Raw genomic sequence first — 21822 nt, forward strand, 5'->3', positions numbered from 1 at the left:
AGGTGTGATGCGGCGGGTGCAGTACGAGCGCAGCGGTGGTCCCGAGGTGCTCGAGCTCGTCTCGGTCGAGGTCCCGGCGCCCGGGCCGGGTGAGCTCCTGGTCCGCGTCGAGGCGGTCGGGGTGACCCTGCCGGTCGTGCGGAAGGTGCGTGAGCAGCGCGAACCGATCGCTTTGGGCGGGGAGGTCGCCGGCGAGGTGGTCGCGGTAGGTGAGGGCGTGGACCGGTACGCGCCGGGCTACCGCGTGACCGGCCTGGTGTTCGACCACGGCTACGCCGACTACGCCCTGCTCTCGGCGGCCATGGCCTCGCCGATCCCCGACGGAGCGTCGGCCGTCGACGCCGTCGCGCTGGTGCGCAGCGGCTTGGTGGCGCTCGGTGCGCTCGACGCCGCGTCTCCCGCGGAGGGCGAGTCCGCCCTGATCACCGCCGCCGCGAGCGGCGTGGGCCACCTCGCGCTCCAGCTGGCGCGGGTGCGCGGCGCCGCACGGGTGGTCGGCGCGGTGTCGGATCTCGCCAAGGCCGAGTTCGTACAAAAGCTCGGAGCCGACGAGGTGGTCGAGTACGGCAGGCAGTCGTGGGGCGCTCCCGCCGACTACGTGCTCGACGCGGTGGGCGGCGACCTGCTCTCTCCCGCGCTCGCGGCCCTCGCCCCCGGCGGCAGGCTGGTCGCCTACAGCTCCGGCGGCGGCACCATCCAGGCATACGACCTGCTCGTCGGCGCGAAATCGGTGATCGGCTTCCAGCTGGCCCGCATCGCGCAAGGACAGCCCGACCTCTACGAGCACTGGCGCCAAGAGCTGTGGCAATACTTCGCCTCCGGCCAGCTCCGCCCCGCCGTCCACGCCGAATTCCCGCTCGAGGAAGCCGCCGCCGCGCACGCCGTCATCGAAGCCCGCGCCAATCTCGGCAAGGTAGTCCTCATTCCCTGAGGGAGTACCGCGAGTGGCACATGGTCGCGGCAAAGTGCGAGAAGACCCCTCCACCGTGTGCCACCCCTCGGAGGTGTGGAGGGGTGCGCCACGGTTCAATTCTCAGTACCGATGCGGCGTGATTGTGAACCGGGTGATGTCGGCGTTCGGGTCGCGAGCGCGTGTCCTGGTTCGGCGAGACGTCCGCGCTGGTGTGGACGGGGCGGGCGCGGGGGAGGGGAGTCGGTGCGCCGCGTAGACTCTGTTCCTCGTGAGTCTCACCCTCGGAATCGTCGGCCTGCCCAACGTCGGAAAGTCGACGCTGTTCAACGCGTTGACCAAGAACGACGTGCTCGCCGCGAACTACCCGTTCGCGACCATCGAGCCCAACGTCGGCGTGGTTCCGCTGCCCGACCCGCGGCTCAACAAGCTGGCCGAGATCTTCTCCTCCGAGCGGATCGTGCCCGCCACCGTGTCGTTCGTCGACATCGCGGGCATCGTGAAGGGTGCTTCCGAGGGCGCGGGTCTGGGCAACAAGTTCCTCGCCAACATCCGCGAGGCCGACGCCATCTGCCAGGTGGTGCGGGTGTTCGCCGATGACGACGTGGTGCACGTCGACGGTCGCGTCGACCCCAGCGCCGACATCGAGGTGATCGAGACCGAACTCATCCTCGCCGACCTGCAGACCCTGGAGAAGGCGGTCGTGCGGTTGGAGAAGGAAGCCAAGGTCAAGAAAGACCGCAAGCCGGTCGCCGACGCCGCCAAGGCCGCGCAGGAGATCCTCGACAGCGGCACCACCCTGTTCGCCGCGGCCGACAAGGTCGACACCGAGCTGCTGAAGGAACTTTCGCTGCTCACCACCAAGCCCTTCCTCTACGTCTTCAACGCCGACGAGTCGGTGCTCACCGACGAAGCGAAGGTCGCCGAGCTGAAAGCGTCCGTCGCCCCGGCCGATTCGGTCTTCCTCGACGCCAAGGTGGAAGCCGAACTCCTCGAACTCGACGAGGAATCCGCCATCGAACTCCTCGAATCCATCGGCCAAACCGAACCCGGCCTGCACGCCCTCGCCCGCGCCGGCTTCCGCACCCTGGGCCTGCAGACCTACCTCACCGCAGGCCCGAAAGAAGCCCGCGCCTGGACCATCCACCAGGGCGACACCGCCCCCAAGGCCGCAGGCGTCATCCACACCGACTTCGAACGCGGCTTCATCAAGGCCGAAGTCGTCGCCTTCGACGACCTGGTCGAAGCAGGTTCCATGGCCGCAGCTAAAGCCGCGGGCAAGGTGCGCATGGAAGGCAAGGACTACGTCATGGCCGACGGCGACGTTGTCGAGTTCCGCAGCGGATTAGCGTCTGCGAAGAAGTAGGCCTCAAAGTGACGAACCTGCTGGTCAAGCCGTAGCTGGAGCCCCTCCTGATCGCCGGAGCCATGCGTTCGAGTGCTCGGTCTGTTTGCTGAGACACGCCGGTCAGCGGCACATGAGTGCACTCGTTCGGGGGCAGCAATCTGCAGCAGAGAGGGACAGGGGTCGAGACCGCCCTCGACGACCTTGCAGTGCTTTGCGCGAACTGCCACGTGATGATCCGCCCTCCCAAGCACAATAGCTGTCCCTTGATCGACTACTCGCGGTGCTCGTCCGGCCTACACGAAGCTTCGCCTCGGTTCAACTGACCCTGCCGCCCGGTCATGCTCCGCTAAGCATTAACCAGCACAATGGAGGTTGGATGTTCGAACAGCGTGATCGGTGGCTTGAGGAACTCAACGAGTACACCGGACGGAAGGATTCCATCACCTGCACGGCAGGTCGTATGCCATTAACCGCGATCGTCGACGAAATCACCAATGCCTGCGCAGATGCGCGCGAGCACACTGGACAGCAGATACGCGACTGGCAGTCGATGGCCTCCGACCTCAGCGAAGCCGTCGATTGGATCGGGCCAAAGCTGGATTCACTTGTCGCCTCCAAAGCGACGGCTGTTCATCAAACAATCACGAAGCAACTTCTGGTAACCAAGAATGGAAAAGTGCGCCTCGACGACAGCATACGGCCCGTGGTCGCCGGACAGGTCGGTAAGCTGGCCGCGGCCCTAAAACCGGATGACGCGCTCGCCGCAGCGTGGAATGACCTGGTGGAAGCCTGTCGCGACATCGACTACGCCAAGTACCCACAAGAGCGAGTCGCCTACCTTCGAGACACGCTGGTCGGGTTGAGTGAGTTGCGCCGGCAAGGGCGTTGGTTTTGGAGCCCGATGTCAACCGCAGTAAAGGTTCTGTTTGGATACGCCAGCAGCGTCAGAGATGCGCAACATCAGCTGGGTGACACGGTCGACCCAACCACATGGGCCGATATCGATAAATCTACAACGTTGACCGATAGCGAACTTGTCACCCTGGCCGAACGCTGCATTGTGCAAACTCCCTCGACTGGGGATTATGTGGTGTGGTTTCGTCTTCACCCGGCGTTTGTTAAGAGCTACGAATGCCTTACCCATGGCTCGGTCACGTTCTACGACGCACAGCAGCTTGCCAGCGCACTCTGCGACCACGAGCGGGCGAGGGAGACGTTCTCCGTCGTGCCGGAGGAGTTGCTGACTGACGAGATCCGCGAATTCCACCTGTCAGGCGAAACGGATGAGTTCGCAGGATTCGAATACGCTCCCCAGCTCGTCTACGCCAGGGTGACCGTTGATAGGGTCGAACGCCACCGCGCCGTAGAAATGGCTCGGCTGTACTTGGACACGGTGCTTGCGGTGGCTGGAGTTCCTGAGCAGATGTGGGAGGTCCTCGATGGCACGTTGCTTTTCGGCGACCATTCTTACAGTCCGCGGCCGGTCGATTGGGGGCCGAAGCGTCCGATGCCCGATCCCGTGTTCTTCGAAAACGACTTCTTCTCCCACAATCTTCGCGAGATGACTGCCGACAGCTTTCTGATAACCCACGAAGGTGCACAGCAACTACAGCCAGTCCTCGCACTACTTGCTGCGCTCAAGAGTGTGCCTCGGGAAGACCCGCAGGCGATTGTGATGGCCGCAGTCAGGGCCATCGAACATTGCAACACATGGGTTGCTCCTCTTGGGGGGTACCGTTGGTACGCGTTTGCCGAGGAGTACCTGTTCGATGAGTACGCCGTCACAGCGTTGGGGAGACGTGTCGGACGCGACGTTTTTGCCGCTGTGATCAAGTACAGGCCGGACCATACTCCTGGTGCGGTGGAAGATCCCGCTCTGCGGGCGATTAAGCGAGACATTGAAGACTCAGGCTGGAGCTCGCGCATTGATCTACGGAAATCCCTGCCACATGTTGGCACGTTGAGGAATATCTACGCGAAGCACTGGCTGATTCGCCAGCTAAGCGAAACCGACGATATTCTCCGATCGACGACAGCGCTCGGAAGTTCCTTCGACGCCGAGTTTCGCCTACTCGATGCTCGGGTGAATCGGTTGACACGATCCCGCAACGCAGCGATACATGGGGGAACCCTATCTACCGCGGCATGCGAAAGCATCGCGGATTTCGCCCTGATGATGGGGCGGAACGCGCTGAACACTGTAATCCGGGCGATTGTCACCGGCGAAGAAGTGAGCACTTACGCGACACGTCAGCGAGACCAATACCGCCTGAGGATCGATAACCTCAGGCAGGGCGGCGATTTGAGGAACCTGTTTTCGCCGTAGCCTGAAATCATAGTCGGACAACTCGAACTGGCCCTGTTCGGTGGTGGCATGCACCCATAAGGGGGAGCTTCACCGCCGTAGTTCGGGGTCAGAACCAATGATCGATGTCAAGTGGGTCGAGGCCGTAGCGGAGTAGCCTCACCGTCGAAAAGCAAGTGACCTGCGGGCAAACCGGCAGCGCGCAGGCTCATTGAGTCCGTCCGGTCTCCTGGGGGCTCCATTGTGTATCGACCATCCGCGGTGGCCGGTTCGATCAGCGCGGTATTCGGCATGCGCGGATATTCGGAGCACAGACGGATCTCAGCCAGGCGCTATGGCTCACTCCAGAGGAACTACAGGCAGTAGTCTTTGATCAGGAACGCACCTCGGGCGCCTGACCGTCCGGTCGGAGCCAAGCGGTCGCAGGACATCTTCGGCGACTCTGTCTCCTCCTGTCGCGTGCTGAGGTGATTCGGTTCCGGAACGCGAGTCAGGGGTGAGCAGGTTGTTTGACGTGCGGATATTCGACGGCGCAGTGGTCGAGTTCCGCTTCAACGTCTGACGGCATCAGCGGTCCGCTTGTTCGCGTTCATCGCGGCGGTTCGCGTCAATGGTTCACGTACCAGCTCGGCGCCAACGGATGACAGAAGTGCGCAGAGTACCCGCACATTCAGGCCCCGCGATATCCGGCATCGCGGGGGTGTTCGGCTCGTTGCGGCTGGACTGTTGATGGCTCAAGGTAGGCGCGTTGGCGGCTGTTGGCGCGTCGGTCGGCTGTCGGCCGACTGCCCGCTAGGCCGGACGGATCCGCCCGGCCGGACTTCGACCGCCGCCGACTACCTCAACGGGCCAGGAAGTGTTGAATCTCTGGGGCAAAGTGTCTTTCAGGCGAACCGAAAGAAGAGAACCGTGCCCGGATAGTGGAAAAGGTTGTTCGGCAAGAGCCCAGGGTGCGTTCCGCCCGGCTACACCGCGGAGATGGCCCGGATCAACGCTCAGTTCGACGAGTTCAGCCGTATGGCGCGGCAGGCCGAGGCCGAACTGCGGGCCAATCCCTATCACCCCGACCCGAGCGAGAATCCCGCCATCGAATCCGCCCTGCGTGCCGCACGGCCGGAAGCATGGCAGCGACTGTGGTCCGCCGTCGATGAAGTCCTCGCCGAGGACCCGCAGTCCCACGGGGTTCGGAAGTTCGAGAACCATGACGGCTCCCTATGCATGCCCTATGTCGTCTACAGCGATGCGGTCCTTCGAATGACCAAGGCCCTGCACGGCGTCGGTTGTATGGTCAGCTTCCCGTATATGAAATGGGACTTCACGCGTGCTTACCCGGGCGGTCTGGGCTTGGATACCGCCCCGGTCGCCGACGCCGCGCGCGTGGTCACCGTCGTGGTAGGTGCCGAGCGCTTCAGCGATGGCACAATTCTGGCCGCGCTGGGGGACGGTACCCTGGCGTCCGCTCTGCAACGGCTGCGGACCTGGTACGAGCAGCAAGCGAACCCTTGACCCAAGATTCCGAAGGAGTTGCGGTGCGGCCCCGCAACGACTTCACACGCGCACGTGCCGAAGGGCAGCCTGGCGAGGTCTTGCCTTAGCACCCCTTGCGGGATCGCTACAACCCGCTCGACCGAGATGATCTTCTCAGCCTGCGGCCCGGATCTGGGTCAGGAATTCGTGGTTGGTTTCGGTTTGTCGGAGGCCGGTCAGCAGTAGTTCGATCGCTTGCCGTGGGTCGCGGCCCGCGAGGGTCTTTCGCAGGGACTGAGTGGCGGTGAGTTCATCGGGGGAGAGGAGCAGTTCCTCTTTGCGTGTGCTCGAGCGGTCGATGTCGATCGCGGGGAACAGGCGGCGGTCGGCGAGGTGCCGATCGAGTTTCAATTCGGCGTTACCGGTTCCCTTGTATTCCTCGAAGATCACGGTGTCGGCGAGCGAGCCGGTTTCGACCAGGGCGCTGGCGATGATGGTCAGTGAGCCGCCGTTCTCGATATTGCGCGCGGCGCCGAGAAATTTCTTCGGTGGCGCGAGCGCCCCGGCGTCGACGCCGCCGGAGAGGATGCGGCCGGAACCGGCGGCCGCCAGGTTGTAGGCGCGGGCGAGCCGGGTCAGCGAGTCCAGCAGTACGACCACGTCGCGGCCCGTTTCGACGAGGCGTTTGGCGTGTTCGATGGCCAATTCGGCGAGCGCGATGTGTTCGTGGGCCGGCTGGTCGAAGGTCGCGGCGGCGACCTCGGCCGGCACCGTGCGGGACAGGTCGGTCACCTCTTCCGGACGTTCCCCCACCAGTACCAGCATCAGCTGGCATTCGGGATGATTCTTGGCGATGCCGTGTGCGATGGACTGCAGCACGGACGTTTTACCCGCCTTGGGCGGTGCGACCACCAAAGCGCGCTGGCCCTTACCGATCGGCATGACCAGATCGGTGACGCGCGTGGTCAGCTCATGCGGCTCGGTCTCCAGCCGCAAGCGGTCCTGGGGATAGATGGGGACCAAGTCGGAAAAGTGCGGTCGCGACTTGGCATTGCCGGGCGGCAGGCCGTTGATGCTGTCGACTCGGATCAGCGGCGCGAGTGTGGCGCCATCGCGTGCGGGTCCGACTGTGCCGGTGACGATATCGCCACGGCGAAGTCCGTGCTCGCGGATCAAACGCGGCGGCACGTGGGCGTCGCTGGGTCCGGGCAGATAGCCGTCGACGTGCAGCGAGGCGTGGTTGGGGGTGATGTCGAGGATGCCGGTGACCGACGTCGTCCGGCTCTCTCCAGTTGTCGTACGAATAGTGTTGTCCTGCATGGTTTCTTCTCCTGAGGCTTGTTATGGGTGCGGCGGGCCGCCGTGAATGCCGCCTGCTGGGAATGGCGCTCGCTGCACGTGCCGACGTGACGTGTGGCTGGAATCCGTCCAGCCCGGACACTGGGCCGGGTGCGCGGCATGCGAGACCGCCGTGGCGAATGGGACTCTTGTGGGAGGGAGTTGTCACCTGCATCCACAAGATGGAGACCGCACCTACAGTAGCGGCACTGGGAACAACACGCAATAGCGCCCGTTTGTTCCACGTCGCCGACCGGCTGACGCCCCGGCGGATCAACCTCTGGGCATCGCGGTTACTCGGCAGGCTGATGGAGCGGATGCTCCTCTTTCCGTTTTCAATCTATAGCGCACCGGGGGGCTTGCGGCAAGGCCCGGGGTATGCCGCAGAATCGCTGACCGTCGCAATAACCAGTGGAAATGGGAGTACCGAGTGACGGATACCGATGTGATCATCGTGGGCGCGGGCCCGACGGGTCTGATGCTGGCCGGTGAACTGCGCCTGGCCGGTGTGCGTCCGCTGGTGCTGGAGCGGCATCCGCAGCCCCGCGACACCCCGAAGGCCAGCGGTCTCGGCGGGCGGATCCTGGATTTGCTGTGCTACCGAGGCCTGCTGGACCGATTCGAGGCGGCCAGCAGCGACCCCAACCTGGCTCCCCGATTTCCGTTCGGCAATATCTATTTGGACTTCACACACCTGGCAGATCCGCCGATGCGGGCGTTGCCGATCCCACAGCTGGAAATCGAGCGACTGCTCGATGAACGTGCCCGTGAACTCGGCGCCGACATCCGTCGCGGACACGACGTGGTCGGGGTGAGCCAGGACGACGCCACGGTGACCGTAGACGTGCGTGGGCCGGACGGGCCGTACCAGGTGACCGCCCGATATCTGGTGGGTTGCGACGGCGGGCGCAGCCAGGTTCGCGACATGGCCGGAATCGCGTTCTCCGGCACTACGTATCCAGAGGTCAACAGACTCGGCCAGGTCGCCGTGCACGATTCGGTGACTGTGCTCGACAACGGCGACATCGACGTCCCCGGAGTGGGCAGGATCCAGACGGGTTTCACGCGAACGGATCGCGGTGTGTTCGCGTTCGCGGTCAACTCCGGGGTCATGTTCCTGCAAACCACCGAGGACGAGCCCGACGAATACGACGACGACGAGCCGCTGACCTCGGCCGAGCTCGCGGACAGTGCTCGCCGCGTGCTCGGCGCGGAGCTTCCGTTGGGCGAACCGACTCGGCTGACGCGCTACACCTTCAAGGACCGGCAGGCCGAACGTTACCGCGAGGGGCGAATCCTGGTGGCCGGTGATGCGGCCCACCTGTTCCCCGCCACCGGCACTGCGCTCAACGTCGGCATGCTCGACACGGTCAACCTTGCCTGGAAGCTGGGTGCCGACATCCACGGCTGGGCGCCGACCGGCCTGCTGGACACCTATCACGACGAGCGCCACTTCGCCGGGGCACGGGCACGACTGCAGACCCGAGCTCAGGTGGCACTGCGGCGCGGGCAAGACCCGGCTGCCGAAGCGCTTCGGCAGGTCTTCCAGGAACTGCTCCTCGACGAGCCGGCATTGCGCCGGATGGGCGCCCTGGTAGGCCACACCGACATTCGCTATCCGATGCCGGGCTCCGACCACCACGTTTTGGCCGGTACCTTCGCGCCCGACCTCACCCTGCACACCGATCAGGGCATCACCAGCGTCGCGGAACTCATGCGGACCGCACGGCCTGTCCTGCTCGACCTCGCTGACCGTGCGGACCTGCGCGAGATCGCCCGAGGCTGGCAGCATCGGATCGACATCCGCACCGCCAAGACCGACAGCCGACCAGCCGACGCACTGCTGATCCGCCCGGACGCCCACATCGCCTGGGCCGCACCCATCGACGAATCCGCGGACACCGCCGGGCTCGCGCTGCGGGAAGCGCTGTCGTCCTGGTTCGGCGCACCCTCGAAATGACGGTGCCGATCACCGTTCGGCGATCCTGAGCGGCCGACCGGCTCCCGCCACGCGAATGCGGTGATTGCGGCTATCGCCTCATCGGGGCGATAGCCGCAGTTTCGCCGAGCCTTGAAAGTTACTCCCAGTGTCGGGAATGGGCGATTCCCCGCTGAGCGATACTCGGTGGTGTCGCAGTGGCAGGCCGCATAGGGCCTGATGAGGGTTGTCAGGCGTGAGGTGATGATGGCGGTGTTCGCAGGTCGGCAGCCGACCAGGTTTCGGGTGCCGCGATGAGCCCCGAACGCTGGGTGGTGAAACTGGAGCCGCCCGCCGGCGTGCGCCCCGGGTTCGTCGGGCTCCTCGAGGCGGCGCAGGAGGCGATTCAGACCTCCGCGGATCTGCTGGCGACGGGCTCGCCTTCGCAGGCGCCGGATCTGTTGAAGCTACTGCGTGATGAGAAGCTCGTCACCGGTGACGAGAACAAGTCCGTCATGGCCGATGGTTACTCCGACCGCGCGCAAGAGTTTCGCGATATCAAGGATGAAATCCACAAGCAGGACAGCAACGTCGACCTGTCCGCCTACGGCGCCTACGACATCTCGACCGGCGCTTTCGCGGCGATCAAACAGCACGTCAAGGATCTGCAGTTCGCCCTGAGCGAGCCGAAACCGAGCCCCGGCAAGGAATTCATCGACCGCGACATCGAAATGCGGCTGGCCAACACCGTGCTGAACACGGTCGACAAGGTGAACGACGAGATCGAGAAAGCCAACGACAAAGTCCAGACCCACGCGAACGACATCACTGGCTCCACCCCGGCATACACTCCGGCGTCCGCGGGCAGCAACTACGTGCCGAGCAACTACATGCAGCGCAGCTACTCGCCCGGCCCGAGCTTCGTGCCCGCCGCGACGACCGCCGACTACGCCCGCTACCAGGGCAACGTCTCGGTCGACGCCGCCATCGAGGGCGCGCTCGACGCACTCGGTATCACCGATCCGGTAGCCCGCGAACACTGGAAGCGCGGCTATCAGGTGCTGATCGAACGGGAATCGAACGGAAACCCCAACGCCGTCAACAACTGGGACAGCAACGCCGCCGCAGGGAAGGCATCCAGGGGGCTTACCCAGACCATCCCTGGCACCTTCTCGGCCTATCACGTGGCCGGAACGTCCAACAACATTCACGATCCGGTGGCCAATGTCGCCGCCAGTATGAACTATGTCATGGAACGATACGACGTCTCCCGAGACGGCCACGACCTGCAGGCGAAGGTCCAGCAGGCCGATCCGAACCGTTCGCCGAAAGGCTACTGAGCGACGATCGCGTGGGAAGATCCGCATCGTGGCCCGAGCTCTGTGCTGGGCGGTTCGTCCCGTCACCCGGCGGCGGACTCCGGCCGGGCTCGTTTGCTCGTCGGGTCGAACGGATTTCGATGACGGGTTATCTTTTCGGTCTGGGCCGGGTCGGTCGTCCGGTTCGGCGGAAGTGGTCGACGGCCGAGGCAGCTATGGCGCGCTGCGTCTGGAACACTCGATCGTCGGAAAGGTTCTTTGCTGATGTTCCGTCGTTTCACGACCCAGGCGCCCACTGGGGCGCCGCCGGTGGATGAGCTGGTGGCCGGCGCACTGCCGGATCGGGTGCAGATCGCGCATGAGCGGTTGGCCCACCAGGACGATCCGGCGCTGCTCGAAGCATTGTCGGAGCGTGAGCTCGCCGCCTCCCGCGAGTTGGCCGAGCTCGTGCGCGACTACGAGCGCCATGAGAAACGGGCGCGCATCCAGGCGGCCGCCGACGCCGCGGAGCGGGTGCGGCGCACGGCCGCCGAGCTGGCCGAACGCGAGGCCGCCGACCTGCTTCGGGCGGCGCAGGCGATCGGTGAGCAGCGCCACAGCAGTAGCCCGCACGCGAAAGTCGCTCGCCTGCACCAGCGCAAGCCGCGGGTGCTGGGGCTGCTCGCCGGTGTGGTCGCGTTCTCGATGCTGTTCTCCGCGGTCACGGTGCAGCAGAACATCGCGCCGACCGGCGGCGCGGCCAATCCGATGTTCTGGCTGTCCTACGGCCTGGAAGCCCTGATCAGTGCGGTGCTCGTCGCGCTGATGCTGTCCACCGGGGATACCGCCGAGTGGGGTGTGATCGATCGGCTGTGGCAGGTCTACACCGTCGAGGGCGTCCTGCTGACGGCGAGTATCGCGCTGAACACGTTCCCGTACTTCCGGGTAGGCGACCTGGCCGGGATCGGGATCCACGCGATCGCGCCGATCATGATCGGCGTCGCGCTCGTCACCCACCGGCTCGTCGCGGAGCGATACGGGCGCGCGATCGAACAGGCGACCGCCGCCGTACCGGACCACGAAGATCTCCAGGAGCGGCTGGCGGCGCTCACTCAGGTCGGCGGAGCCGGAAACCAGATACTGCCGAGCATTCTCATGGAGCCGCCGGCGGTCGCTCACCACGAACCTGCCACGCAGCAGCCTGCCTCGAACGCTGAGAGCGCCGCCGTCTCCGCGCAGCCCGCCGAAGCGCGGTCGCAGGAAGGGGGCACAGCGGTGCAGCCCGCTCCCGAAACCGTCGCGCCTGCCGCCGATCCGGCGCCCGAACTCACGGAACTGTGGCTGGCCACGACGCCGTTTCCGGCGATCGAACGGCCCGTTGCCGAGAACGGCGCCCAAGCGCCTGCCGAGGCCACTGCGGACGAGGCTGTTCTGGACGCACGGTTGGCGGCGGCGGTGCGCCAGACGCTCGACCGGATCCGGTTCAGCAGGCAGCCGGAGTCGCCCGAGCAGCCGGGGGAGCGCCCCGCCGCTGCCGTGCCCGAACCGAGCCCCGCTGGATTCGCGGAGACGGCAGACGCGCAGGGTGCGCGCGGAGAGGTCGCCGAGGCGCACCCTGACGTGGCGGAGGCGGTTACCGTGCGCGCGCCCGCCGAGGAGCACGCCGTGCGCTCGGAGACTGCCGAGACGCACTCCCAGCCGGAGGCCCGTACGCTGGAGCCGATCGGTGCGGGCGTGGCCCAGCACTACGTGCCCAGCTCGGACGACCACGATCGCCCGGCGCGGATGGAAAAGGTCATACCGGTCGTGGCCGCGGACATGTCACCGATCGCGTCCGAACCCGATGACACGACCGTTGCGGCAGCGCCGCGCGCGACCGGAGAACCTCAGCTCACCATTCGATAGGCCGCGATCTCAGCCCTGAGCCTGCAGACTCCACGTACGCCCGTCCGGGTCGCGCACCGTCATTTCCTTGGTGCCGTAATGGGTTGCCTCGAAGGGCGTGACGACGTCGAGGTCGCTGTTCGGCTGGAACGCGTCGGCGTCGGTGACGGTCAGGACCAGCTGTGTCCGGGGCGTCCGGTTGTTCGGGATCTCCGCGATGAAGACGTAGGGCCCGTCGCCGTTGCGGAACAGGCCGGAGTTGTGGTCGGTAGTGAATTCCGGCTCGTAGCCGAGGGCTTGGAAGAACCGCGCCGTCTTTCCCCAGTTGTGCGTCTCCACGTGCACGCCCTCGATGCCCTTCGTCGTCACAGCGAATCTCCTTCGGTCGGATCGTTGTCTCGGGGGTCCGCGAGGTAGGCGCGCAACGCGTCCGCCACCAGCGCGGACAAGGACGTGCCCGACTCGATGGCGCGGAATTTCACCTGCTTGATCAGTCCGATCGGCAGATACACGTTGAACTGCTTCACTTCCTCGTCGCCCACGAGCCGATGCTAGCATGCTAGCAAGCTAGCTGAGCAAGACCGTTCCCGGTCGACCCGATGGCGGAATGGACGTAGCGTCGAATTCGTGAAAGTTCCCGCACACCTGCCCGCCACCGCGGGCGAGCTGCGTTCGGCCGGCTACCTGCCGCGTGGCGTGAAGACCGAGATCCGCGAGAACCTGCTCGCCCTGCTGGCTTCCGGCGCCGACCCGTGGCCCGGCATCGTCGGGTTCGAACGAACGGTCGTGCCGCAACTGGAGCGCGCGCTGCTCGCCGGGCACGACGTCGTACTGCTCGGCGAGCGCGGCCAGGGAAAGACCCGGCTGCTGCGTTCCCTGGTCGGCTTGCTGGACGAGTGGACACCCGTGATCGCGGGCGCCGAGTTGGGCGAACACCCGCTCGATCCGATCAGCCCGGCGGGGCGGCGGCTGGCGGACGAACTGGGCGACGATCTGCCCGTCGCGTGGCGGCATCGCTCGCAGCGGTACGCGGAGAAGCTCGCCACGCCGGACACCTCGGTCGGCGACCTGATCGGTGACGTCGACCCGGTCAAGGTGGCCGAAGGGCGCAGTCTCGGCGACCCGGAGACCATCCATTTCGGGCTGGTGCCCCGCGCGCATCGTGGCATCGTGGCGATCAACGAGCTGCCCGACCTCGCCGAACGCATCCAGGTCGCGCTGCTGAACGTCATGGAGGAACGCGACATCCAGGTCCGCGGCTACACGCTGCGCCTGCCCTTGGACGTTCTGCTGGTCGCCACCGCCAACCCGGAGGACTACACCAACCGCGGCCGGATCATCACGCCGCTGAAGGACCGGTTCGGCGCGGAGATCCGCACGCACTACCCGCTCAGCGTCGAGGCCGAAGTGGCTCTGGTCCGTCAGGAAGCCGAGCTGGTGGCCGAGGTGGGCGATCCGCTGATCGAGGTGCTCGCTCGTTTCGTGCGGCAGTTGCGCGAGTCGTCCGCGATCGATCAGCGGTCCGGCGTCTCCGCGCGGTTCGCCGTCGCCGCCGCCGAAACGGTGGCCGCGGCGGCGTTGCGCAGATCGGCCGTCACCGGCGAGCGTCCTGCGGTCGCGCGTCCGGTCGACCTGGAATCCGTGCCCGCGGTGCTGCGCGGCAAGCTGGAGTTCGAGTCCGGCGAAGAGGGCCGGGAACAGGAGCACCTCACCCACCTGCTGCGCCGCTCGTTCTCCGAGACGGCGCGGGCCTTGCTCGGCGGTCTGAACCTGCGGCCGCTGGCCGAGGCGGTCGGCGACGGGCACCTGGTCACCACCGGTGAACGCGTGCCCGGCGAGGACGTGCTCTCGGCACTGCCCGAGCTGCCGATCCTGCACGAGGTCGCCGGACGGCTCGGCGTCGACGCGGCCGATCCGCCGCCCCGGATCGCCTCGGCCGTCGAATTCGCGTTGGAGGCGCTCTACCTGGCCCGCCAGATCGCGAAGGACTCCGACGACGGCACGGCGGTGTACGGACGATGACCGCCGCGGTTCCCGGCGAGGCGTCGTGACGACGCCCGACCGCTACTCCTACGGCCCCTACCACGACGGGCCCGACCCCTTGGCGCCTCCGCTCGACCTGCGGGAGGCCCTGGACCGGATCGGTCGCGAGGTGATGGAGGGCAGCTCGCCGCGCAACGCCCTGCAAGAGCTGTTGCGCCGTGGCACCCGCACCATGCCGGGGCTGGAGGAGCTGACGCGCAAGCTGTGGCAGCGCCGCGCGGAGATCTCCCGGCGCCACCGGCTCGACGGCACCTTGCAGCAGGTCCGCGAACTGCTGGAACAGGCACTGGAAGCCGAGCGCGGCGCCCTGTTCCCCGACCCCTCCGACGCCGCCAGGTTCGCCGAGGCGCAGCTGGACGCGCTGCCGTCGAGCACGGCCGCCGCCGTCACCGAACTCGCCGAGTACCGCTGGCGGTCGGAAACCGGCCGCGAGAACTACCAGAAGATCCGCGATCTGCTCGGCCGCGAATTGCTCGAATCACGCTTCCAAGGCATGAAACAGGCCTTGCGGAACACCACGCCGCAGGACGTCGAGCGGGTCGGTCGGATGATGTCCGACCTCAACGACCTGCTCGCCGCCCACGCGCGCGGTGAGGACACCGAGCAGCGGTTCGCCGAGTTCATGGCCGAGCACGGCGAGTTCTTCCCGGAGAACCCGCGCGACACCGAGGAATTGATCGACGCGCTCGCCGCCCGCGCCGCCGCGGCGCAGCGGATGATGAATTCGATGTCCGAGCAGCAGCGCGCGGAGCTGTCGGAGCTGATCGGCCAAGCGTTCGGCGACCCCGGGATGGCCCAGCAAGTCGCCGCGCTGGATGCGCATCTGCGAGCGCTGCGCCCTAGCGAGGACTGGGATTCCGGGCGGCCCTTCCGCGGCGAGGACCCGCTGGGACTCGGCGCCGGCGCGCAGGCTCTGCAGGATCTCGCCGAACTCGACGCACTCGCCGAGCAACTCGGGCAGACCTACGCCGGTGCGCGGCTGGAGGATATCGACCTGGAGGCGTTGACGCGCCATCTCGGCGCGGAGGCCGGCGTGGACGCGGCGCGGCTGGCCGAGTTGGAGCGCGAATTGCGCAGGCAAGGCGTCTTCGAGCGGACGCAGGACGGCTCACTGCGATTGACGCCCAAGGCTTTGCGGCGGCTCGGCGAGGTGGCGCTGCGCGATGTCGTCGGGCAGTTGCGATCCCGGCGTGGTGAACGGGACACGGCCAGGGCCGGTGCGGCGGGCGAGCCGACAGGCGGGTCAAGGGCATGGCGATTCGGCGACACCGAGCCGTGGGACGTATCGCGCACTGTGCGCAACGCCGTGTTGCGGTCGGCGTCGACGGGCAGCCGCCAGGTGACGCTGGAGGTGTCCGATGTCGAGATCATGGAGACCGAGCAGCGGTCCAGGGCCGCCGTCGCGCTGTGCGTGGACACGTCCTGGTCGATGGTGCAGGACGGGAGATGGGTGCCGATGAAGCGCACCGCCCTCGCGCTGCACCACCTGATCGGCACCCGGTTCCGCTCCGACGCGCTGAGCGTGATCACCTTCGGCAGGCACGCCACGACCGTCGACATCGGCGAACTGACCGCGCTGGAAGGGGTGTGGGAGCAGGGCACCAATCTGCACCACGCGCTGCTGTTGGCGGCGGCGCACCTGCGCAGGCATCCGGACGCGGTGCCGGTGGTGCTCGTCGTCACCGATGGTGAGCCGACGGCGCATCTGGAGCCGGATGGCGAGGCGTATTTCAACTGGCCGCCGGAGCCGCGCACGCTGGCCGTGACCATGGCGCAGGTCGACGCCTTGGCCAAGCTGGGCGCGTCGGTGACGGTGTTCATGCTCGGCGACGACCCGCGCCTGGCCGCGTTCGTCGACCTGGTGGCCCGTCGCAGCGGCGGTCGCGTAGTGGCGCCGGACCTGGACGGTCTCGGCGCCGCCGTGGTGAGCGACTACCTGCGCGGCAGGCGCTGAAGTTCGCACTCGCCGGGTAGCGGCGTCGGCGACGGACGGTGCGTCCACCGCACGGAGCGGATGCGCCGGACGGGGAGGTCGATCGGCTCTACACTGAGCGGGTGGTTCTTCGCCGGCTCGTCGCAGTGTCCTTGTTCGCCTTGGTGACTCCGCTCGGCGTGGCCGCCTGCACGACGGAAGGCCCTGGTACGAAGACCGATTGCGCCGTGAGCGGTTGCACGGTGACCTTCGCCCGCGGTGTGGACGCCCGAGCGAGCATCCTGGGCATCGAAGCGAAACTCATTGCCGTGAACGGCAACCTGGTCACCCTGTCGGTGGGTGGTCAGGAGGTCACCGTCCCGGTCGGGGAGACCCAGTCCGCCGACGGGAGCACCGTTACGGTGCAGGAGGTCACCGACGACAAGGTCGTGGTCAAGATCTCCACCGGTATCACCGGCGGCTGACCTCTCGTCGCCCAGCGGCGCGGCCGAATCCGCGTTCGTATCCGCTGTTGCCGATCTTGTAATTGCTGCGCGGTCACTGTCGGTCGCGCGGGCCCCTCGTGTAGGGCCGTGGCGCTCAGCCGGAAGCTTCCCGCGCTCGTTTCGTTCAGGCGGCGCATGGCCGTGCCTGAATGGTCGCAGTCGTGCCGCGTAAGTGGCACCGGAGCAGTCGAGTGGCCGTATCGAGGACTTATTGTGGCCGGATCCGGTGCGCCGCCACGGAAAACCGACGGGTATTGAATACCAAAAGGTATTGAATACCGAAAGGTATAATTCCACGCTGCCAGGGAAAATAATTTTTACCGGAAATTTCTCCCTGATTTGCTGTACAGCCCGCGGCGCCCGTGTGTAGCGTCTGGAAACCGTAAACCCCTCCCATGACAAGTGGTGGCGCGTGATCGGTATCGACGGCTCTCTGAAACGCATCATGGATATTCCGGGTGCGCGCAGTGTGACGCTGGTGGACGGCGCGAGCGGTCTGGCGATCGCCGCGGACGGCAGGCACGACCTCGTGGACGAGCACGAAGACGCCGCGGCCACAACGGATGTGGTGCGCGCGGTGCTCGCCTGCCCGGCGTTGTCCACCGACGGCGACGATGTCACCGAGATCATCGTCTGCGGGACCCGCGGATATCACCTGCTGAACCTGGTGAACGGCGATTTCGACGGACGGCTTTTCGTGCACGTGCTGTTCGACGAGGACACCGGGAATCTGGCGATGGCGCGATACCAGCTCCGCGGAATTCTCGATGAAATGGCCGAGGACGGCGATGAGCCCTGAACTCGCGGTCGAATTGCGGCGGCTGGAGCAGGAAGGACGTACGGGGGTGCTGCACGCGGGCGACGGTGCGTTTCATCTCGCCGAAGGCGCGATCGTTTCCGCCGACTGCATGCGCACCACCGGGCTGGACCGGCTGGTCGTCGAGGCGGGGGTGGCGACCGCCGAGGACTGGCGGCGCGCCGGGTCGGGCGATCCAGGTCGTGTGCTGGGGCGGCCACAGCTGGAAACGCTCGCGATGCTGTCGGTTTTCGATGCCGCCTACTTCTTGCTGGCCACGCCCGCCGTTCCGGAATTCCGGCCCGCGCCACCGCACTGGCTCGCCCCCGTCTGCCACATCACGCCCCGGGCGCTCGTCCAGGAGTGCGCGCGGCGCGGCGATCCGGAATCCGGGCCGTGGCCCGCGGATCTGGTCGATCGCGTCCCGGTCGTCCCGGTTCGCCGGGTGCGGCGACGGCGCGTGATGCTCACCGGGGGGCAGGCCGAGGTGCTGGCCGCCGCCGACGCCCAGCGCAGCGTCGCGGGGATCGGCCGTGAGCTCGGCCGCACCACCTATGGATGTCTGGTCGCGGTGCGGGATCTGACCGCGGCGGGGCTGATCGAGCCGCCCGGCGCGACGTCGGCGCGCATGGCGGTCGAGCCCGCGGTGCTCGCGCCGGTGACCGCCGAGCCCGTAGCGGTCGCGCGCGCCCTCGCCGAGCCGGGTCGGCTTCCGCGACGTCGTGGGCGGCACTCGGCGCCGGTCCCCGTCGCCGATCGTTCGGAGCCGCCGGACCGCGACCTGCTCGTCCGCCTGCAAGCGGCTTTGGAGGAGCTCGCGTGACCGCGCGGAAGAAACTGCTCGGCGATTTGATGGGAAGGTTGACCAAGGTGGCGATGTCCGGACCCGAACCGAACGCGGCGGTGCTCACGGAACTGAAGGCGCTGCGCGATCGGGTCCCGCGGCTGACCGGCGCGCTGGTGGCGTCCAACGACGGGCTGCTGGTCGCCCACGATCTGCCGCCGCAGATCGAGCCCAACGGAATGGCCGCGATGGCCGCCTCGCAGCTGTCGCTCTCGCACCGGTTGGCCAGCACCGCGCACGGCGGCGGGTTCAGCGAGGTCGTGGTGCACGGCACCGGCGGGCACGTGGTGATCTACGCGGCCGGCTGGACCTCGCTGACCGTCTTGGCCGCCCCCGAGGTGAACATCGGCAGGCTGCATCTGGAATCCCGCCCGGCGGCCCGCGCGATCGCCGACTTGCTGACGCCGGTAGCGACCGACGCGGGAAGCGAACAAGCAACGAAAACCTATTGAAAGGAACAGATATGTCCAATATGGATCTGGCGCTCAAAGACATGATGGTGATCGACGGCGCGATCGGCGCGGCCGTGGTCGACTACAACAGCGGCATGGCGCTGGGCATGCTCGGCAGTTCCAAGTCCCTGGATCTCCAGGTCGCGGGCGCCGGCAACACCGAGGTGGTGCGCGCCAAGATGCGCACCATGGACCAACTGGGTCTCAAGGAGGACATCGAGGACATCCTCATCACGTTGTCCAGCCAGTACCACATCATCCGGCCGATGACCGGCCGCAAGTCCAAGGGCCTGTTCCTCTACCTGGCGCTGGACCGGGGCCGGGCGAACCTGGCGATGGCCAGGCACCGCCTGAAGGGCATCGAGGAGGAACTGGAGGTCTGACCGGCGATCGTGCCGACTTGACCTAAACCTTTGTTCAGGCTCGAGGCTGTTCCCGTATCGAAACATATCGAAGGGAATGCGCCATGCCGGACAATCCGATCCAGCTCGCCGTCATCATCGGCAGTACTCGTGCGGGCCGCTTCGGCCCGACCGTCGCGAAATGGTTCGCGGCACGCGCCGACCGGCACGATGACGTCAGCGTCGACGTCATCGATCTGGCCGAAACGCCGCTGCCGGACCGTCTTTCCCACCGTCCCGAACCCGAGGCGGCGCGGGCGCTGGCCGCGATCGGCCCCCGGCTGGCCGCGGCGGACGCTTTCGTCGTCGTGACACCCGAGTACAACCACAGCTATCCGGCGCCGGTCAAGAACGCCATCGACTGGCATTACACCGAATGGCGGGCCAAGCCGGTGGGATTCGTCTCCTACGGCGGCATCTCCGGCGGCTTGCGTGCGGTGGAGCACCTCAGGCACGTCTTCGCCGAACTGCACGCGGTTACCGTGCGCGACACGGTGAGCTTCCACGACGCGGGCAGGCGATTCGATGCCGCGGGACAGCCGACGGATCCGGAAATGCCGGTCGCCGCCGCCGATCAACTGCTCGGCCAGCTGGTCTGGTGGGGCCGGGCGCTGCGGTCGGCCCGCGCCGAACATCCCTATACCGCGTGACGCTTGCGAGGTTCGGCTCGTCTCGACGGGGCGGGCGCAGGGGATCGGGCGATAGAAGCTGAAGTCGGCGATCGGAAGCACCTGCGCGTCGGCGAAGCCCGCGTCGCGGGCGTAGCGGCGCAGGATGGCGTGGCGCATAACGGTGCCGGTGGCGGCCGAGCCGGGAACGGCGCGGCCGTCGGGCAGGCAGATCAGCAGGCAATTCCCCCGCCCGGTAGGAGGATCCGGCGTACGCTGTGCGGCGACGAAAGGACTCCACGATGCGAAAAATGCTCGCGGCGTTGGTGATCGCCGGTTCGTTCATGGCGGGGGGAACGGCGATCGCGCAGGCGAATCCGCCGTCGCAGCCGCCGACTCCCCTGTGCCTGGTGGTCGGCGGAGCCATCTGGGTGGTGCGCAACAGCATCGACCCCTATGGCCTGTCGCAGGAGCCGCTCGCGGTCGCATTGCGTAACGCGCACCGGCAGGTCTGCGGCGGCTAGCCGGACTACGTCAGGCGCTGCCACCGCTTCTTCCCCCACCTGCGCAATCCAGGGCTGACGATCAGAGCGGGCAGGAGCAGAACGAGCCCGATCAGGGTCAGGTAGACGACGAGTTCGCTCACGATCTGCACGACCGTGGGGAGGGCGAAGGGAACGGCCAGCACTCCCAGGGCAATCGACAGTGGATACGCACCCGCCTGAGCCGCGGTGACGGCGGCGAAGACCAGTCCGCCCGCCAGAAGTAGACCGACCAGTGCGACCAGGTAGTTGTTCCACCACGCGGTTCCCGTCGGCCGATGCCTCTCTCGCATGGGCGGAGCCTAGCGCCGCGCTCCCGGCAAGAGGGGCAAATCGTCGGCATCCGGTTCGATCGGCGGCACAACGGCCGCACGCGGTTTGCCGTCGCGGGTGTTGAGCCATGCTCCGGCGAACATCAGTGCGGCGCCGAGCGCTTGGACGGGCGCGATGGATTCGCCGAGCAGTACCCACGCACAGGCGAGGCCGAAGGCGGGAACCAGGAACATCGCGGAGGCGGCGGTCGCCGGACCGACCTCGCCGACCGCGCGATAGTAGAGGACGTACGCCAGCGCGGTCGGCAGGACGCCGAGATACGCCTGGTTGAGCCAAAACCCGGGACCGAGCTCGGACCATGCCACGCCGGACAGGTGCGGCAGCGCGACCACGCCCAGCGCCAAAGCGCCGGTGGCCGTGGCATAGACGGTGACGGCCGGGGCCGCGAGGCGGGCCAGCACCGGGGCGCCGAGCATGGTGTAGCACGCCCAGCACGCGGCCGCAGCGAGGAAGAGGAGGTCACCGAGCAGCCGGTGGCCACCGCCGGACGGAATGCCGAGAAAGAAGACGGCGCCGCCGCAGACCGCTACGGCGATCCCGACGGCGCGCGCGACGGGCAGCCGGGTGCGAGTCAGCGCGGCCGTGACGGCGACGGTGATGACCGGCGCCGCCATCGGCACGATCACACTGCCGTCCGCAGCGGGCGCCATGGCCAGTCCGAGGAAGAAAAGGAAGTTGTAGCCGAACACGCCGACCAGCCCGAGCGCCGCCACACGTCCGAAGTCCCGTACCGCGATCCTGGGCATACGCAGGGCGACGAGCAGAACGACGGCGCCGAGGAAGAAGCGGAGGAATCCCGCCACCTCGTGCGGGATCTCCTGAATCGCGAGTTTCGAGCACGCGAAGGCGCTGCCCCATAACGCCATGACCACAATGAGCAACAATCGGATACGCACGGATCCGATCCTGCTGACTTA

At 66.9% G+C, this 21822-nt stretch carries 21 protein-coding genes; 16 read left to right on the forward strand and 5 right to left on the reverse strand.

What is annotated here, in order from left to right; translation table 11 throughout:
• The first annotated feature begins 7 nt into the window (after positions 1-7).
• The 4 genes from LTT66_RS18800 (at position 8) to LTT66_RS18815 (ending at position 6069) form a co-directional block, all read left to right on the forward strand.
• Positions 8-931 (forward strand): quinone oxidoreductase family protein, encoded by a 924-nt coding sequence (locus tag LTT66_RS18800; protein WP_233059956.1) that lies wholly within the window; start codon positions 8-10, stop codon positions 929-931.
• A 250-nt stretch (positions 932-1181) separates the two neighbouring features.
• Positions 1182-2276, forward strand: a complete 1095-nt coding sequence (gene ychF / locus LTT66_RS18805) for a redox-regulated ATPase YchF (protein WP_233059957.1) — start codon at positions 1182-1184, stop codon at positions 2274-2276.
• A 358-nt stretch (positions 2277-2634) separates the two neighbouring features.
• Complete coding sequence (locus tag LTT66_RS18810) at positions 2635-4584, forward strand: hypothetical protein (RefSeq protein ID WP_233059958.1); 1950 nt, start codon at positions 2635-2637, stop codon at positions 4582-4584.
• 957 nt (positions 4585-5541) lie between these two features.
• Positions 5542-6069, forward strand: coding sequence for a DUF6508 domain-containing protein (locus LTT66_RS18815; RefSeq protein ID WP_233059959.1), 528 nt, complete (start codon positions 5542-5544; stop codon positions 6067-6069).
• A gap of 135 nt (positions 6070-6204) precedes the next feature.
• Here the strand turns inward: LTT66_RS18815 and LTT66_RS18820 are convergent, their stop codons facing one another.
• Positions 6205-7350 (reverse strand): transcription termination factor Rho, short form, encoded by a 1146-nt coding sequence (locus LTT66_RS18820; protein WP_332909626.1) that lies wholly within the window; start codon positions 7348-7350, stop codon positions 6205-6207.
• Positions 7351-7798: 448 nt separating this feature from the next.
• Here LTT66_RS18820 and LTT66_RS18825 point away from each other — a divergent pair, with 448 nt between their 5' ends.
• From LTT66_RS18825 to LTT66_RS18835, 3 genes are all read left to right on the forward strand, one after another.
• Complete coding sequence (locus tag LTT66_RS18825; RefSeq protein WP_233059960.1) at positions 7799-9328, forward strand: FAD-dependent monooxygenase; 1530 nt, start codon at positions 7799-7801, stop codon at positions 9326-9328.
• Positions 9329-9600: 272 nt separating this feature from the next.
• A complete protein-coding gene (locus LTT66_RS18830; RefSeq protein ID WP_233059961.1) occupies positions 9601-10626 on the forward strand; it encodes a transglycosylase SLT domain-containing protein in 1026 nt (341 codons plus the stop codon).
• 243 nt (positions 10627-10869) lie between these two features.
• On the forward strand, positions 10870-12489 hold the full coding sequence (locus LTT66_RS18835; RefSeq protein ID WP_233059962.1) for a hypothetical protein: 1620 nt from the start codon (positions 10870-10872) through the stop codon (positions 12487-12489).
• A gap of 9 nt (positions 12490-12498) precedes the next feature.
• Here the strand turns inward: LTT66_RS18835 and LTT66_RS18840 are convergent, their stop codons facing one another.
• Together LTT66_RS18840 and LTT66_RS18845 are read right to left on the reverse strand one after the other, a co-directional pair.
• Positions 12499-12837, reverse strand: coding sequence for a VOC family protein (locus LTT66_RS18840; protein WP_181723179.1), 339 nt, complete (start codon positions 12835-12837; stop codon positions 12499-12501).
• Entirely contained in the window at positions 12834-13010 is a 177-nt protein-coding gene (locus LTT66_RS18845) for a ribbon-helix-helix domain-containing protein (RefSeq protein ID WP_233059963.1), read from the reverse strand. The genes LTT66_RS18840 and LTT66_RS18845 overlap by 4 nt, the downstream gene beginning before the upstream one ends.
• A gap of 85 nt (positions 13011-13095) precedes the next feature.
• Between LTT66_RS18845 and LTT66_RS18850 the strand changes: the two genes are divergently transcribed.
• The 9 genes from LTT66_RS18850 to LTT66_RS18895 all read left to right on the forward strand — a co-directional run bounded on the left by LTT66_RS18850 (position 13096) and on the right by LTT66_RS18895 (position 20554).
• A complete protein-coding gene (locus tag LTT66_RS18850) occupies positions 13096-14490 on the forward strand; it encodes an ATP-binding protein (protein ID WP_195067658.1) in 1395 nt (464 codons plus the stop codon).
• Between the two features lie 25 nt (positions 14491-14515).
• Positions 14516-16465, forward strand: coding sequence for a vWA domain-containing protein (locus LTT66_RS18855; protein ID WP_233059964.1), 1950 nt, complete (start codon positions 14516-14518; stop codon positions 16463-16465).
• A gap of 101 nt (positions 16466-16566) precedes the next feature.
• On the forward strand, positions 16567-16908 hold the full coding sequence (locus tag LTT66_RS18860) for a hypothetical protein (protein ID WP_195067657.1): 342 nt from the start codon (positions 16567-16569) through the stop codon (positions 16906-16908).
• Positions 16909-17374: 466 nt separating this feature from the next.
• Entirely contained in the window at positions 17375-17728 is a 354-nt protein-coding gene (locus tag LTT66_RS18865; protein ID WP_220135733.1) for a roadblock/LC7 domain-containing protein, read from the forward strand.
• Positions 17718-18548, forward strand: a complete 831-nt coding sequence (locus LTT66_RS18870) for a hypothetical protein (RefSeq protein WP_233059965.1) — start codon at positions 17718-17720, stop codon at positions 18546-18548. Before LTT66_RS18865 ends, LTT66_RS18870 begins: the two co-directional genes overlap by 11 nt.
• Positions 18545-19021, forward strand: a complete 477-nt coding sequence (locus LTT66_RS18875; protein WP_233059966.1) for a roadblock/LC7 domain-containing protein — start codon at positions 18545-18547, stop codon at positions 19019-19021. The genes LTT66_RS18870 and LTT66_RS18875 overlap by 4 nt, the downstream gene beginning before the upstream one ends.
• Before the next feature lie 11 nt (positions 19022-19032).
• Positions 19033-19404, forward strand: a complete 372-nt coding sequence (locus LTT66_RS18880; protein ID WP_233059967.1) for a hypothetical protein — start codon at positions 19033-19035, stop codon at positions 19402-19404.
• An 83-nt stretch (positions 19405-19487) separates the two neighbouring features.
• Positions 19488-20072 carry an NADPH-dependent FMN reductase gene (locus LTT66_RS18885; protein WP_233059968.1) on the forward strand — a complete coding sequence of 195 codons (585 nt, stop codon included), beginning with the start codon at positions 19488-19490 and terminating at the stop codon, positions 20070-20072.
• A gap of 269 nt (positions 20073-20341) precedes the next feature.
• Positions 20342-20554, forward strand: a complete 213-nt coding sequence (locus tag LTT66_RS18895) for a hypothetical protein (RefSeq protein WP_233059969.1) — start codon at positions 20342-20344, stop codon at positions 20552-20554.
• A 5-nt stretch (positions 20555-20559) separates the two neighbouring features.
• Here the strand turns inward: LTT66_RS18895 and LTT66_RS18900 are convergent, their stop codons facing one another.
• Both LTT66_RS18900 and LTT66_RS18905 read right to left on the reverse strand, forming a co-directional pair.
• Positions 20560-20865, reverse strand: coding sequence for a hypothetical protein (locus LTT66_RS18900; RefSeq protein ID WP_195067653.1), 306 nt, complete (start codon positions 20863-20865; stop codon positions 20560-20562).
• Between the two features lie 9 nt (positions 20866-20874).
• A complete protein-coding gene (locus LTT66_RS18905; RefSeq protein WP_233059970.1) occupies positions 20875-21801 on the reverse strand; it encodes a DMT family transporter in 927 nt (308 codons plus the stop codon).
• Between the last annotated feature and the right edge of the window lie 21 nt (positions 21802-21822).

The organism is Nocardia gipuzkoensis, assembly GCF_021183645.1.
Lineage (GTDB): Bacteria > Actinomycetota > Actinomycetes > Mycobacteriales > Mycobacteriaceae > Nocardia > Nocardia abscessus.

Coding starts and splice junctions, on each gene's coding strand:
- LTT66_RS18800 (WP_233059956.1), top strand. CDS start 8: ATGCGGCGGGTGCAGTACGAGCGCAGCGGTGGTCCCGAGGTGCTCGAG.
- LTT66_RS18810 (WP_233059958.1), top strand. CDS start 2,635: ATGTTCGAACAGCGTGATCGGTGGCTTGAGGAACTCAACGAGTACACC.
- LTT66_RS18815 (WP_233059959.1), top strand. CDS start 5,542: ATGGCCCGGATCAACGCTCAGTTCGACGAGTTCAGCCGTATGGCGCGG.
- LTT66_RS18820 (WP_332909626.1), bottom strand. CDS start 7,350: ATGCAGGACAACACTATTCGTACGACAACTGGAGAGAGCCGGACGACG.
- LTT66_RS18830 (WP_233059961.1), top strand. CDS start 9,601: ATGAGCCCCGAACGCTGGGTGGTGAAACTGGAGCCGCCCGCCGGCGTG.
- LTT66_RS18835 (WP_233059962.1), top strand. CDS start 10,870: ATGTTCCGTCGTTTCACGACCCAGGCGCCCACTGGGGCGCCGCCGGTG.
- LTT66_RS18865 (WP_220135733.1), top strand. CDS start 17,375: ATGGATATTCCGGGTGCGCGCAGTGTGACGCTGGTGGACGGCGCGAGC.
- LTT66_RS18870 (WP_233059965.1), top strand. CDS start 17,718: ATGAGCCCTGAACTCGCGGTCGAATTGCGGCGGCTGGAGCAGGAAGGA.
- LTT66_RS18880 (WP_233059967.1), top strand. CDS start 19,033: ATGTCCAATATGGATCTGGCGCTCAAAGACATGATGGTGATCGACGGC.
- LTT66_RS18885 (WP_233059968.1), top strand. CDS start 19,488: ATGCCGGACAATCCGATCCAGCTCGCCGTCATCATCGGCAGTACTCGT.
- LTT66_RS18895 (WP_233059969.1), top strand. CDS start 20,342: ATGCTCGCGGCGTTGGTGATCGCCGGTTCGTTCATGGCGGGGGGAACG.
- LTT66_RS18900 (WP_195067653.1), bottom strand. CDS start 20,865: ATGCGAGAGAGGCATCGGCCGACGGGAACCGCGTGGTGGAACAACTAC.